Below are 13022 nucleotides of genomic sequence, written 5' to 3' on the forward strand. Positions count from 1 at the left end.
GCTTAAGTGGCGCTGGCTCAATTGGGCCGGGGCTGCAGGACTTTGCCTTCGATTTTCGGCAGCTCGGCCATCGGCGCGGATTTGTCGGCGCCGGCGCGGCGGGCCAGTTCGACTGTCAGCCGCTCGGCGGCTTCCGGCTGCATCAGGCCCAGAATGTCCGACATCTTCCGCGGCGCGATTTGCGATGCGATTTCATAAAGGACGGACATTTCCAGCCGGTCGAACACCTTGGCAGCGTCCTTCGGCTTCATGCCCTCATACATCGTGATGATGCTCTTGAAGCGGGCGGCGTCCTGCTCGGCCTTCTGTCCGGTCGCGGTCGATATCCGCGTTTCGGTCGCCTTCATTTCCTCGACGCGGCCTTCGATGCGCTTCTCGGCGGATTTCAAAAGGCTTTCGCGAATTTCGATTTCGCGCGCACGCTGCTCCAGCTCTTGGCGCCGCGCCTGCAGCCGCTCCAGGATGGCGCGCTCCGAAGGCGACACCGCTTGCGGGTTCTGTTCGGGAAACACCACGACGCCCTCAGGCTTCGGCGCCTCGGTTGCGGGCGCAGCCGGCTTCGGCGCTTCTTCCTTCTTGACCGATCCGGTGATGTCGGCGAGCTCTGACTTGACGGAGTCAGGCTTGGCGCCGCCGGGATAGCCGAGATTGTCCTGCGCCCAGGAGCGCTTAGGTGGCGCGCTGATCTGATAATCGAACACGTATCCGCCATCGATCACGAGGCCGGCGACCTTCAGCACAGCGAGGCCGAAGATCGCGACCAGCACGACCGGAATGACACGGATGTCGCGAACCGATTTCATGCGGCAACACTGGCCCTTCGGCGCTCGGAGAAGGCTTCAGCCGCCGCGGCAACCGCCCGGGCGGAAGAAACCTTGGGTGCCGCCACCGGGGCCGCTTGTGCGACGGGTTCGGCCTCCTGCGAGGGCCGCGCGGCGATCGCGATCTTCGACAGGCGGCGAATGACGCCATCGCCTTCGGCGAGCATGTTCTTCAGATGCCCCGCCATCTGCGTTGCCGCCGTGAGCTGGCTGCCGAGATTCTCGTTGACGTCGCGCACGGTGTGCTTGAGGCCCCCGATCGCCCGCTCGGCGATTTCGGTCGCGGTGATCAGTTCGGCGATCGTGGCCTTCAGCGAATGCTCGTCGGCCTTCAGCCGCTGCAGCCGCTTGTTGAGCAGCATGCAATAGCCGATCGTGAGCATCAGCAGCACGGCGACCAGACTCTCGATTACAATGCCAAGGGAATGACTCATTGTGCCTCCATCAACTTGGTCTGTTCATCGGCCTTCTCGAACATCGCGAAGGTCGTATTCGGCTTGCGCAAGGGCTTGGTGACGCGGATGGCAACGCGGTCGCCGACCCGGCCCATCCGCCCTTCGGTCAGCGTGACGTCGCCGCAGCGGACCGAAACCAGCGCGTCGGGACGCATCTCCAAAGGCAGGGTGTCGCCGACCTTCAGCTTCATCAGCTGCTTGAGCGGAATGTCGGCCTCATACAGCACGGCGTTGACCGAAATCTCGGCCTGCGCCACTTCGGTCGCGAAATGCCCTTCCCAGATCGGATCACGGCCGAACTTTTCGCCCATGAACATCTGGAGCAGAACCGGGCGGATCGGCTCGATGGTCGCATAGGGCAGCAGCAATTCGACATTGCCGCCGCGGTCTTCCATGTCGATGCGCAGCCGCACCAGGATCGCGGCGTTGGCGGGCCGCGAGATCGCGGCGAAGCGCGGATTGGTCTCCAAGCGGTCGATCGAGAAGGTCACCGGCGAGAGCGGCCGGAACGCCTGCTCGGCATCGGCCAGCACCACCTCGACCAGCCGCTTGACCAGGTTGGTCTCGATCGTGGTGTAGGGACGGCCTTCGATGCGCAGCGAGGTCTGGCCGCGGCGGCCGCCGAGCAGCACGTCGATAATCGAATAGATCAGGCTGGAATCGACCGTCGCGAGGCCGAAATTTTCCCACTCCTCGGCCTTGAACACGCTGAGCACCGCCGGCAGTGGTATCGAATTCATGTAATCGCCGAAGCGGACCGAGGTGATGCGGTCGAGCGAGACTTCGACGTTGTCGGAGGTGAAGTTGCGCAGGCTCGTGGTCATCAGCCGCACCAGGCGGTCGAACACGATTTCGAGCATCGGCAGACGCTCGTAGGACACCATCGCCGAATCGATGATGGCGCGAATGCCGGAATTGTCGTCGAGATTGACATCGCCGACCGTGAAGCCGAGCAGATTGTCGATTTCTTCCTGGGACAGGACCCGTTCGCCGGAATTTTTGTTGCCGAACTCGCGGCCGCCGTCCTCGACCATGGCCGCCCATTGCAGCGCCATGCTCTCGGAAAGTTCGTTGGCGGCCGCTTCTTCTGCCGCCGCCGCGGGATCTTCGGAATCGAGCGACGCCTCCCATTGGGCGGCTATCGCATCCTGGTCCATCTGGTCGTTGCCGGCCATGATCCTAAATCCGTCCCGTCACTGAACCATGATTTCTTTGAACAGCACGGCGCTTACCTGCCGCGGCGCCACCGCGGAATTGACCCGCTTGGTCAGTTCTTCCTTCAGCCGGAACAGCCCGGCCGAGCCGTTGATATCGGAGGGGCGCAGCTCGCGCAGGTAGGTCTGGAACAGGTCGGTGACGCGCGGCAGGTTCGGCTTGATGCCCTCGACCTGCTTCTCGTCCTTGATCTCGAGCACGACCTTGACGCGGAGGTATTGCACGCGCTCGCCGGGGGCGCCGACCAGGTTGACCATCATGTCGGGCACTTCGACGTAGGACGGCGGCTTCGGCGGCGGCGCCTCGGCGTGCTTTTCCTCGCCATGGCCGCGCATCAGGAAGAACCAGCCGGCACCGGCGCCAAGGATGACGACGAACCCGGCGGCCGCAATGATCAGCTTGAGCTTGCCCTTCTTCGACGGTGCGGCCTCTGCGCCGTCTGCGCCTTCCGCCTGCTCGTTCTCAGCCATTGCCCCGCCCGCTTCGATCTTCGAAAACGAACGCGGTTGCCACCAGCCCGGGTAACCATGCCCCCACAACGCGAAACAAAAGCCGCCAGCGCACACGCGCTCTCTATAGGGGCAACGCTAGGGTAATAATGGTTAACGGAACCTTTCCATTGGCGCCCAACTGGGAAAAATCTGCCGGGCAAACATGGTCAACAAGATCTTTCTGCCGCCCTCCGCAAAACCCGAAAAACACCTAACCCCTTAGAAAGACAGACTTTCCTGACTTGGCACGGGTTTCGCTGAGAGCACGGCGTGACCTGCTGGCTTGGGAGAGCCCAATGGTTACGACGGATCCGGACCACGGGCTTGGGAGAGCCAGTTTTCGGATCGATCAAAGGGGAGATCCACCGATGGAGAACATGCTTCTCGTCGGACTATCGCGGCAGATGACGCTGGAACGGCAGTTGGATGTCGTTGCCAACAACGTCGCGAACATCAACACGACGGGCTTCAAGGCCGACCGGTCGCTGTTCGAGGAATATCTGCGCTCGCCGGCGCATGAAGACAATTTCGTGCGCGCCGACCGGCGCGTTTCCTTCGTGCACGACCGCGCCACCTTCCACGATTTCGCGGCCGGCCCGACCGAGCAGACCAAGAACCCGCTCGACATCGCAATCGACGGCAAGGCTTTCCTCGTGGTGCAGACCGCCGCCGGCGAGCGCTACACCCGCGACGGCGGCCTGCACATCAACAACCAGGGCCAGCTCGTGACCACGAGCGGCGACCCGGTGCTGGGCAACTCCGGCCCGATCGTGTTCCAGCCGACCGACAAGTCGATCAACATCGCCGCCGACGGCAACATCACCGTCGTCGAGGGCACCGGCCGCACCGACTCGGTCCGCGGCAAGCTGCGGCTGGTCTCCTTCGCCGAGCCGCAGAAGCTCGTGAAGGAAGGCGGCAACCTCTACTCCGCGGGCCAGGGCGTCGCTCCGCAGCCCGACACCACCTCGCGGGTGAACCAGGGCTACATCGAGAAGTCGAACGTCAATTCCGTCCATGAAATGAGCCGCCTGATCGAGATCACGCGCACCTACACGCAGATCTCGGCAATGCTGCAGCAGCAGCACGATTTGCACCGAACCGCAGTCGAGAAACTCGCCGACGTTCCGGCATAACGCTGAAGGCATAGATCGATGCGCGCACTCTACACAGCAGCGACCGGCATGGCGGCACAGGAACTCAACGTTCAGGTGATCTCCAACAATATCGCCAACATGCGCACCACCGGCTACAAGAAGCAGCGGGCGGCGTTTCAGGACCTGATCTACGACCATGTCCGCCGCGTCGGCGCGCAGGCTTCTGATCAGGGCACCATCCTGCCGGTCGGTGTCGATGTCGGCGGCGGCGTCAAAACGGCCGGCACGCCGCGCCTGATGAGCCAGGGTACGCTGTCACCGACCGGCAATGACCTCGACATCGCGATCCGCGGCGAAGGCTTCTTCAAGATCCAGGTGCCCGACGGCACCTATGCCTACACCCGCGACGGCTCGTTCATGATGGACGCGCAGGGCCGCATCGTCACCGCGCAGGGCAATCCGGTGCAGCCGACGATCACGATCCCGCAAAACTCCTCGCAGATCACCATCAACGCGCAGGGCCAGGTCACGGTGATGCTGCCGGGCTCGACCACGCCCACCCTGGTCGGCCAGATCGGCCTGACCCGTTTCATCAACAAGGCCGGCCTCAACCCGATCGGCGACAACCTGTTCACGGATACCCCGGCCTCCGGCACGCCGCAGGACGGCGTCGCCAACACCGACGGCTTCGGCGACATGCAGCAAGCCAACCTCGAACAGGCCAACGTCGAAGTGGTGACCGAAATCTCCGACCTGATCGCCGCGCAGCGCGCCTACGAGATGAACGCCAAGGTCGTCAGCGCGGCCGACCAGATGCTGCAATCCACCTCCAACATGTTCCGCTGAGCCCTGATCATGATCGCCCGCGCCCTCCTCCTGGCCGCCGCCCTGACCGCCGCATCGAGCGCGGCCGTGCTCGCGCAGAGCCAGGACAGCCTTACGAACGGCAGCTTTGCGAGCCGCAACGTGATCGCCACCCCCGTGCTGCGTGCCAACGTGCAGGTGTCCAGCGATCTCGTGCGGATCGGCGACGTGATCGACAATGCTGGCAGCGCCGCGCAGATCGCGATCTATCGCGCGCCGGATTTGGGCACCACGGGCACGCTGCCGGTGGCACAGGTGCTGAACACCCTTCGCGCCCACCATGTGATCGGCGTCGACACCCGCGATCTCAAGGAAATTTCGGTGACGCGTCTTGCCCGCACGCTCGGAGGCAAGGACATCGAGACGCAGATCGCGCAGGCGCTGGAGCGCCGCAACGGCCTTGGCGATGCCGCCAACCTGTCACTGACTTTCGATCGCGACCCCGGCGACATCAGGCTGGACGCCGGCTTCAGCGGTGCCATGCAGCCCGCCATCGTGCGTTACGACAGCCGCAACGGGCGCTTCGACGTCACCCTTGAGATCGCCAACGACAATGGCGGCGCCGCCGCCAAGCTGCGCTTCACCGGCACGGTGATCGAGACTGTCGAGGCTGCGGTGCTGGCGCGCAATGTCGAGCGCAACGAGATCCTGAAATCGTCCGATGTCGTGGTCGAGCGCCGCCCGAAAGCGGAGGTCGGCACCGATGCCGCCGTGCGCGACCGTGCCGTCGGCATGCAGGCCCGCCGCCAGCTCCGCGCCGGCCAGGCGATCAAGACCGCCGATCTCGCGAAGCCCGATCTGGTGCAGCGCGACCAGAACGTCACGTTGATCTACGAGGCGCCCGGCCTCTACCTCACCATGCGCGGCAAGGCGCTGGATAACGGCACCGAGGGCGACGCCGTCAGCGTCATGAACCTGCAGTCGAAGCGCACGGTGACCGGCACCGTGACCGGCCGCGGCCAGGTCTCGATCACGCCGCCGGTGTCCCGCCTGCCGCAGACCAGCGATGCCACTTCCTCGCTCGGCGCGGCTCAGCCTGCATCCATCGCCCTCGCCACGGTCAGTTCGTCAGTCGCTCCAAAAACCGAGTAATGTAAATGTCAGTCCTCCGTTTCAACCGCATCGTTGTTACCGGCGCCGTGCTGTCGCTCGCCGCCCTCGCGAGCGGTTGCTCCTCGATCGATCGTTTGTCGCAGATCGGCGAAAAGCCGAAGCTGACCGAGATCGAGAATCCGACCACGCAGCCCGGCTACAAGCCGGTGCAGATGCCGATGCCGAAGCCGGAGCAGGCTTCCTACAACGCCAACTCGCTGTGGCGGAATGGCAGCCGCGCCTTCTTCAAGGATCAGCGCGCCGCCCGCATCGGCGATCTCCTGACCGTGACCGTCAACATCACCGACAAGGCCAACCTCTCCAACGAGACCCAGCGCAGCCGCACCGCCAAGGAAGACTCCGGCATCAACGCTTTCCTCGGATCCCAGACGATCACGCAGGCAAACAAGATCCTGCCCGGCAAGATCCTGACCACGGACTCGACATCGTCTGCCGATGGCAAGGGTTCGGTCAACCGACAGGAGTCGCTGACCACCAACGTCGCCGCCGTGGTGACCCAGGTGCTGCCGAACGGCAATCTCGTGGTCGAAGGCAAGCAGGAAATCCGCGTCAATTTCGAAATCCGCGAACTGATCGTCGCCGGCATCGTCCGCCCCGAAGACATCCAGAGCGACAACACCATCGATTCCTCCAAGATCGCACAGGCCCGCATCGCCTATGGCGGCCGCGGCCAGATCACCGACGTGCAGCAGCCCCGCTATGGTCAGCAGGTGATGGACGTGCTGCTGCCGTTCTAGTTTTTTAAGAGCTCCCACATCTCGCTGCGAACCTAGGCGCGGCGGAGATGTTCTACGCGGCCCTCGTCAGCTCCCCTGGCGAGGGCCGCAATCGTTTTCGCAGCGCGCAAACCTTGCGGTCCAAACGTAACAGTGGAACCTGACACGCGCGGCGGCCGCCGGCGTCAATCCGCGGCTCTCTCTCCGGAACGTTTTCGCCGCGCCTCTCGTTTTCCATCATCACACTTCACTGGAGGAAAACATGTCTCTTGAAGCAAATGAAACCGGCAATCTGATCGGCAGCGACAAGGTCGAGGGAACTGCGGTCTATGGCGCCGACCGCAACAAGATCGGCTCCATCGAGCGCGTGATGATCGACAAGAAGAGCGGCAGGGTGTCCTACGCCGTACTGTCCTTCGGCGGCTTTCTCGGCATCGGTGACGACCACTATCCGCTGCCGTGGCAATCGCTGAAATACGATACGTCGCTCGGCGGCTATGTCACCGGCGTCACCGAAACCCAGCTCAAGGGCGCGCCGCATTACCGCAATGACAACACCTGGAACTGGAGCGACCCGACCCGAACCCGCGCCGTCAACGATTACTACGGCGTCGCGATCTGATCGCGACTGCCGAAAGGCCCGCCACACCGGCGGGCCTTTCGCATGATTGGCGGCAATCCAATGGCAATATTTCCGTTCGCCATCAACGGAGAACCATTCCGGCGGCTTTGCGTTGAGAGGTCTGCGGGAGGTAGAGAATGGGAAAACTCTTCTTAGTCATTATTGCCGTAAGCGTTGCCGTCTTGCTGGCCATGAGCGCCTATGTCATCAGCCTGTGATGATCAGCCGCGTCCTTGCAATCAATGTTGCAGAAAAAGACTCCGGCGCCCTTCGGGGATGATTGCGCCGGCGTCTACGAGCTTACCGCGTGCCTGACGACGCGATCGCATCATTTCGGGTCCAGGATCGTTCCTGCGCGAACGTCACTTCTTCATGGTTCCGCCCGGAGTTGTGGCATCGCCCTTCTTGTCGACGGCGCCCGCCGTTCCTGCACCTTGCGTGCTGGCGTCCTTTGGCGAAGCCCTGGAGGCGCCGGTGGTCGCGCCTGCCGCATCGTTCTTCCTCGCAGCTCCGTTCATGTCCTCGCCAGCGGTCGTCTTTGAAGCCGGTCCGCTCTGCTGCGGACTGCCGCCCTGCGCGAGCACCGCGGTGCTGGCGAGTGCGAGGGCGGCTGCGAGTGAAATGGATTTCATCTTCATCGTCGTTTCCCGTCTGGTGCTCGCCCCACCAGTCAATTGCGGTTGCCTGCATCCGTTCCAGCGATTCTTGGCAACACCGCGAACGAAGGCAAACCGCCCGCCGTTGCAAGGCAGATCATCGCGACAAGCTCCCTGACCAGAGGCCATCGCAATCGCTGCGGATGATCGACGTCAGGCGATGCGTGCGAGAGGTGGCGTATCCGCCGGGTGCGCAAGTTTGTCGCAGCGCGTTATTTCCTGGCGTAAGCAACGGCTCGCAGGTTCACCGCCCCAATACACCCAGGAGGTTCGCGCGAAAGCACGACGATGGTTAACGAAATCGCATGCTGCACAATCATGTGGTCCTGCTCGATTCGCCGCTGCAGGGGAGCGGGCGAAGCCCCTTCGCGCCGACAAGGTTTTTGATTCACCATTAATTCGCCGGCGACCGCCACAAGGCGAGTTCGCCGGGCGAGAGCATCGCCCGAGCCGCTGATCCACTGCGTAGAGAGCGCCGATCGATCTCCGCGGGCCAGCGATGACTACCGAGTCGTTACCCGCGTTGCACACAGACTACGGGTGCCGCGAGCGCCCGGCGGCCCTACGCCCTCTTTCTTTTTTGAGGGAACCGTTTAGCATGGCCCTGGGCTGAGCGAGCCGCGGGGACGCGCAAACACACTCGCCAGCAAGGGCAGGCGATCGGGTATTCCAGAGACAACGCGATGGACACGGCAGGTCGCGGCATACTGGATGCCCCGCAGATAAGGGCTATGCGTATCTCTCGTGAGGCAATCGTTCTCCTCGTTGCGGTGCTCGTTCCGATCACGCCTGCATGCGCCGAATCGTGCAACAAGCCGGCATTGCGCACCAGAATCGCCGAGACGCTCAAGCTCGCCTCGGAGCAACGGCCGGTCAATGTTACCTTTCGCACCCATGCCGACGGCGTGAAATTATCGCAGGGTCTGAAGTCGAAATATCCCGACGACATGACCATCATCCTGCAGCATGACTTCGAGCAACTGAGCATCAGGGATGACCGCTTCGAGGTCTTGCTTCGCTTCATGGGCAATCGGGAACGGCTGACCGTGCCGTTCAATGCCATCAAGGCGTTCTGGGACAAATCCGAGCTGAAGTGCTCCGACAGCTGACGTTTTAGTCAGGTGTCGCGCGCCGAATCAGCGCGCAAAGCCCGGTCATGCGCGCGATCGGATGTTCAACGAACAGGCGGCAGGACGTGAGCGCGCCCTTGAGCGTGGCCGGCGGCACCGCCGGTTTTAGTTGCGCAGCCAGGAGAGCACCATGTGCATAACCGAGCGCGCGGGTTGAAAGCGTCAGTGCATTGAGCCGGCCCTGATGCTGCAGCGGGGCCAGCATGGTGCGCACCAGCGCCAGATAGGCCGGCCAGTATCCGAGATGCCGGTACATGCTCGCGATCAGTTGCGGTTCAGCATCCTCGCCGAATGAATTCAGCTCGCCGACCAGGGCCGCCACTTCCGGATCGAGCGCGTCCATCGGCGGCAATTCCGGAATCCTGATGGCGGGCGGCTGTGGCGCGGTGGCGGCGGCCGTCACGGCAGTGACCTGACGAGGCTCGTAATGCACCAGCAGCGCGGAAAGCACGACGAGCGCGAGCGCGTTGGTATGCTGATAGCTGTCCAGCACGCCGCGAATGAGCAACCGTTCGCCCTCGTCCACGCCGGCGGCAAGCAAGGTCTCAGTGGAGAAGCCGGGCCAATCCGGCAGCGCGATCGTCCGCCTGACGGCTTCGGCATGCAATGGCGCGTCGCCGAGATAAAGTGGGCGCACCGTCGACCATGCCCATTCCAGCGCGCCAGGCATGGTCGCGAGATTGCGCCAGATCAGGTTGACCACGCTGGTGCCGAGCACCTTGCGGATATCGGCATAGATGTCGGCGATTTCGCCCTTCGCTTCGGATTCGAGAACCGACGGAACGCTCTCGGCCATCACGCTTGCTTCATGTGAATTTCGCTTCCACGGCGCCCAGGCCGTCGAGTTCCATCCTCACGGTGTCGCCCGCCTCGAGCCATATCGTCTTCACCAGACTGCCGGTGAGAACGATCTGCCCGGCGTGCAGCCCCTTGCCCTCGTCGGTCAGGTGATTGGCGAGCCAGGCCAGCGCATTATGGGGATCGCCGAGTACGTCGGCGCCGGTGCCCTGACCGGCCTCCTTGCCGTTGACGATGGCGCGTCCCCTCACCTTGAGCAGGTCCGGCGCCTTGGTGCGCGGCACCGCCTTGCCGAGCACGCAGCCGGCGGCGAAGAAATCATCGGCCACCAGCGTCGGTGCGCCCATCGTTTCCCATTTGACGTAGCGGTCGTCGACGATCTCGATCGCCGGAAAATAGGCCTCGATCGCCTCTATCATCCACTCCGCGGTGAACGGGGCTTCCGATGGCGCAAGGCTGCGCGCCAGCCGCACCGCGATCTCGCATTCGACCCCGACACGGACATAGTCCCCGTGGCTCAGCCGGGCGCCGCTGTCGTGAACGCCCTTGGCAAACACGCCGCCGGCGCAGGGATGGGGGATGTCGAGATATTCCTGCATCACCGCACTGGTGCAGCCGATCTTGTATCCGACCAGGCTGCCCGTCTGCGGCAACAGGAGATCGTGAACGGCTCGCTGGATGCGATAACCTTCCGCCTCGTCGGCAGGGACGACATCAGCCGGAAGCGAAGCCAGCGGCGCGCGGTTGCGGCGGGCCGTGGCGATGGTCTGTGCGGCCGCAACAATGTTGTCCATCAGCGGCGGCTTTCTCGTTTGCACCCAGCAAGCGCTGACCGTCCGCGGTCAGTCGCCAGGCATTGCCCTACTCGTCGCGATAAACCTTCTCGCGCTTCTCGTGACGTTCCTGCGCTTCCACCGACAGCGTTGCAATGGGGCGGGCCTCCAGCCGCTTGAGTGAGATCGGCTCGCCGGTCTCCTCGCAGTAGCCGTAGGTATTGTCCTCAATGCGTTGCAGCGCGGCGTCGATCTTGGAGATCAACTTGCGCTGGCGGTCGCGGGCGCGCAGTTCGATGGCGCGATCGGTTTCGGAAGAGGCGCGGTCAGCCAGATCGGGATGATTGACGTTCTCTTCCTGAAGAGTCTGCAGGGTAATCTTCGATTCCCTCAGGATCTCGTCCTTCCACGCCAGCAGCTTGGCGCGAAAATATTCGCGCTGCCGATCGTTCATGAAAGGCTCTTTTTCGGAGGGTCGATAATTCTTCAGCTTTTCCAAGGCCAGCCCATCTTCACGTGCAAGGCGGGGCGGAAAATTGTCCGTCCGCGCGGGCCTTATATAGCGGCGGGTTGTGACAGACAATATCGCCCCTACCCCTGATGGTCCCTTGGGGGTATCTCCCCCAAGGCCTTGCACAGGCAAAGCTATTGGGGCCGCGCTTTCTAATAGCCGACCGTGAAGCGCTGGCGGATATGGGCGGGCCGTTCGACCTCGTCGGCGAGTGCAACTGCGAAGTCCTCGAAGGAAATCGAGCTTTTTCCGTCGGCACCGGTCAAAAGCTGATCGGTCCCAAGACGGAACTTTCCAGTCCGCTCGCCGGCCGCGAACAGGGCCGAGGGCGACAGGAAGGTCCAGTTGAGTTCCTTCTCGGCCCGAAGCACGTCGAGAAACGCGGCGCCCGCCTCGGCTTCGGCCTTGTATGCCACGGGAAACGTCGGGGTGGTCACCAACCGGACACCGGGTGCCACTTCAAGGCTGCCGGCGCCGCCGACGACGAGGTACCTGCCAACCTTCGATTCCCTGGCAGCGGCGATCAGCTTGAGCGGATCGCTGGCCAGAAAACGAACCGAGCTGATGGCGGCGTCATGGCCGGCCAGCAGCCGGGCCAGCCCCGCCTGGTCACCGACGTCGCCCTTGACCGGGGTGACGCCCGATTGCGTCGCGACTTTTTCGGGATTGCGCACGATGGCGGTGACGCTGTGGCCGCGGCGGACGAGTTCGGCGGTGATGCGCGAACCGGCATTGCCGGACGCGCCGATGACGGCGATTTTCATGGAAAGTCTCCCTTGCGATAACCGAATGTGGTATCCAATGGTGACTAGATAGCGAAAGGAATGTAAGTGTGAAGAGAGCACTTTTGGGTCACCTGATTACGCCGGAGTAACCGCCTTGAAAGCCGCCAACTCGAAAAAACCGAACGCCTATTCGGCGGATTGCCCGACCCGCCAGATTCTCGATCGCGTCGGCGACAAATGGGCGGTGTTAATCCTGCTTCTCGTGCGCAACGAGCCGATGCGTTTCAATGCGTTGCGCCGCGCCATTGAAGGCATCTCGCAGAAGATGCTGAGCCAGGTTCTCAAATCGCTTGAACGCGACGGGCTGATCAAGCGCCGCGTCATCGCAACCGTCCCTGTCACGGTGGAGTATTCGATCACACCGCTCGGCGCGACGCTCGCCGATGCCGTCGATCCGTTGCGGGAATGGGCGGAGAACAATCTGAAGGAGGTGTTGAACGCACAGCGCCGTTACGACGCGGCCCGCAAGGACATGGCGGCGTAAGGCTTTCCCACCACCGTCATGCCCCGGCTTCAAGCGGGGCATCCAGTACGCCGAGGCCTCTCGGCAAGCTAGAACCGCTGTCCGGCCTTCGCCAGTTCGACCTCGACCCGAAGTTCGATCTCGGAAAGCACAGCATCGAGGCCGGGGTCGCCGGAGGAGGCCTTTAAATTCGCCGCGGCATCGCGCAGCCGGTTCACCGTCGCGGCATCGAGATTGCCGGACAGCAATCCGATCTTGAGTTCGTCGAGCACGTCGAGCGCCCCCCTGCCCCGCGCTACCGAACGCTTGCGGCGCTCCGTCGGATCCTCAACGCCTTGCAGCGCCAGCAGCGCATCGATGTTGGCGGCGGCCTTGGGCGCAGCTGCCGAGCGCGTCTCTTCGGGCGCAGCCGGCGTTTCCGGCAGCGAGAAGCCGGTCGAACTGGTTCGCCGCGTGTGGCTCGCAGGCGATCCAAGCGTGGTGCCGTTCGGTCCGTAGATGCGCATCGTGGTGAT

17 protein-coding genes are annotated in these 13022 nt (G+C 63.3%); 7 read left to right on the forward strand and 10 right to left on the reverse strand.

Features of this window, described 5'->3' with window-relative positions; all coding sequences use genetic code 11:
- Positions 1 to 17: 17 nt before the first annotated feature.
- Genes RX331_RS28125 through fliL form a run of 4 tightly spaced genes read right to left on the reverse strand, consistent with a single transcriptional unit; the run spans position 18 to position 2961 of the window.
- A complete protein-coding gene (locus RX331_RS28125) occupies positions 18 to 803 on the reverse strand; it encodes a flagellar protein FlbB (RefSeq protein WP_317252851.1) in 786 nt (261 codons plus the stop codon).
- On the reverse strand, positions 800 to 1255 hold the full coding sequence (locus tag RX331_RS28130) for a DUF6468 domain-containing protein (protein ID WP_283029066.1): 456 nt from the start codon (positions 1253 to 1255) through the stop codon (positions 800 to 802). The genes RX331_RS28125 and RX331_RS28130 overlap by 4 nt, the downstream gene beginning before the upstream one ends.
- Entirely contained in the window at positions 1252 to 2451 is a 1200-nt protein-coding gene (gene fliM, locus RX331_RS28135; protein WP_317252852.1) for a flagellar motor switch protein FliM, read from the reverse strand. Before fliM ends, RX331_RS28130 begins: the two co-directional genes overlap by 4 nt.
- Before the next feature lie 18 nt (positions 2452 to 2469).
- The gene (gene fliL / locus RX331_RS28140) at positions 2470 to 2961 is read right to left on the reverse strand and encodes a flagellar basal body-associated protein FliL (protein ID WP_317252853.1); all 492 of its coding nucleotides are present in this window, start codon (positions 2959 to 2961) and stop codon (positions 2470 to 2472) included.
- Positions 2962 to 3350: 389 nt separating this feature from the next.
- On the opposite strand from fliL, the gene flgF reads away from it, so the two are divergent.
- The 5 genes from flgF to RX331_RS28165 all read left to right on the forward strand — a co-directional run bounded on the left by flgF (position 3351) and on the right by RX331_RS28165 (position 7391).
- Complete coding sequence (flgF, locus tag RX331_RS28145) at positions 3351 to 4115, forward strand: flagellar basal-body rod protein FlgF (RefSeq protein WP_317252854.1); 765 nt, start codon at positions 3351 to 3353, stop codon at positions 4113 to 4115.
- An 18-nt stretch (positions 4116 to 4133) separates the two neighbouring features.
- The gene (gene flgG, locus RX331_RS28150) at positions 4134 to 4922 is read left to right on the forward strand and encodes a flagellar basal-body rod protein FlgG (protein WP_317252855.1); all 789 of its coding nucleotides are present in this window, start codon (positions 4134 to 4136) and stop codon (positions 4920 to 4922) included.
- A gap of 9 nt (positions 4923 to 4931) precedes the next feature.
- On the forward strand, positions 4932 to 6032 hold the full coding sequence (flgA, locus tag RX331_RS28155) for a flagellar basal body P-ring formation chaperone FlgA (RefSeq protein ID WP_317252856.1): 1101 nt from the start codon (positions 4932 to 4934) through the stop codon (positions 6030 to 6032).
- A 5-nt stretch (positions 6033 to 6037) separates the two neighbouring features.
- Complete coding sequence (gene flgH, locus RX331_RS28160; protein ID WP_317252857.1) at positions 6038 to 6790, forward strand: flagellar basal body L-ring protein FlgH; 753 nt, start codon at positions 6038 to 6040, stop codon at positions 6788 to 6790.
- Positions 6791 to 7031: 241 nt separating this feature from the next.
- Positions 7032 to 7391, forward strand: a complete 360-nt coding sequence (locus RX331_RS28165; protein WP_317252858.1) for a PRC-barrel domain-containing protein — start codon at positions 7032 to 7034, stop codon at positions 7389 to 7391.
- A gap of 362 nt (positions 7392 to 7753) precedes the next feature.
- Here the strand turns inward: RX331_RS28165 and RX331_RS28170 are convergent, their stop codons facing one another.
- On the reverse strand, positions 7754 to 8029 hold the full coding sequence (locus RX331_RS28170; protein ID WP_317252859.1) for a hypothetical protein: 276 nt from the start codon (positions 8027 to 8029) through the stop codon (positions 7754 to 7756).
- 749 nt (positions 8030 to 8778) lie between these two features.
- Between RX331_RS28170 and RX331_RS28175 the strand changes: the two genes are divergently transcribed.
- The gene (locus RX331_RS28175; RefSeq protein WP_317252860.1) at positions 8779 to 9156 is read left to right on the forward strand and encodes a ClpXP protease specificity-enhancing factor SspB; all 378 of its coding nucleotides are present in this window, start codon (positions 8779 to 8781) and stop codon (positions 9154 to 9156) included.
- 4 nt (positions 9157 to 9160) lie between these two features.
- Here the strand turns inward: RX331_RS28175 and RX331_RS28180 are convergent, their stop codons facing one another.
- The 4 genes from RX331_RS28180 to RX331_RS28195 all read right to left on the reverse strand — a co-directional run bounded on the left by RX331_RS28180 (position 9161) and on the right by RX331_RS28195 (position 12023).
- Entirely contained in the window at positions 9161 to 9973 is an 813-nt protein-coding gene (locus tag RX331_RS28180; protein WP_317252861.1) for a hypothetical protein, read from the reverse strand.
- Positions 9974 to 9983: 10 nt separating this feature from the next.
- Complete coding sequence (locus RX331_RS28185; RefSeq protein ID WP_317252862.1) at positions 9984 to 10769, reverse strand: 2-keto-4-pentenoate hydratase; 786 nt, start codon at positions 10767 to 10769, stop codon at positions 9984 to 9986.
- Between the two features lie 67 nt (positions 10770 to 10836).
- The gene (gene dksA / locus RX331_RS28190) at positions 10837 to 11202 is read right to left on the reverse strand and encodes an RNA polymerase-binding protein DksA (protein WP_141686941.1); all 366 of its coding nucleotides are present in this window, start codon (positions 11200 to 11202) and stop codon (positions 10837 to 10839) included.
- Between the two features lie 209 nt (positions 11203 to 11411).
- Positions 11412 to 12023, reverse strand: a complete 612-nt coding sequence (locus tag RX331_RS28195) for an NAD(P)-dependent oxidoreductase (protein WP_317252863.1) — start codon at positions 12021 to 12023, stop codon at positions 11412 to 11414.
- Between the two features lie 115 nt (positions 12024 to 12138).
- Between RX331_RS28195 and RX331_RS28200 the strand changes: the two genes are divergently transcribed.
- On the forward strand, positions 12139 to 12528 hold the full coding sequence (locus RX331_RS28200) for a helix-turn-helix domain-containing protein (RefSeq protein ID WP_317252864.1): 390 nt from the start codon (positions 12139 to 12141) through the stop codon (positions 12526 to 12528).
- Between the two features lie 68 nt (positions 12529 to 12596).
- Here RX331_RS28200 and RX331_RS28205 read toward each other — a convergent pair whose 3' ends face one another.
- Positions 12597 to 13013 (reverse strand): flagellar assembly protein FliX, encoded by a 417-nt coding sequence (locus RX331_RS28205; RefSeq protein WP_317252865.1) that lies wholly within the window; start codon positions 13011 to 13013, stop codon positions 12597 to 12599.
- Positions 13014 to 13022: the final 9 nt, after the last annotated feature.

Source organism: Bradyrhizobium sp. BWA-3-5 (genome assembly GCF_032917985.1).
Taxonomy (GTDB): domain Bacteria; phylum Pseudomonadota; class Alphaproteobacteria; order Rhizobiales; family Xanthobacteraceae; genus Bradyrhizobium.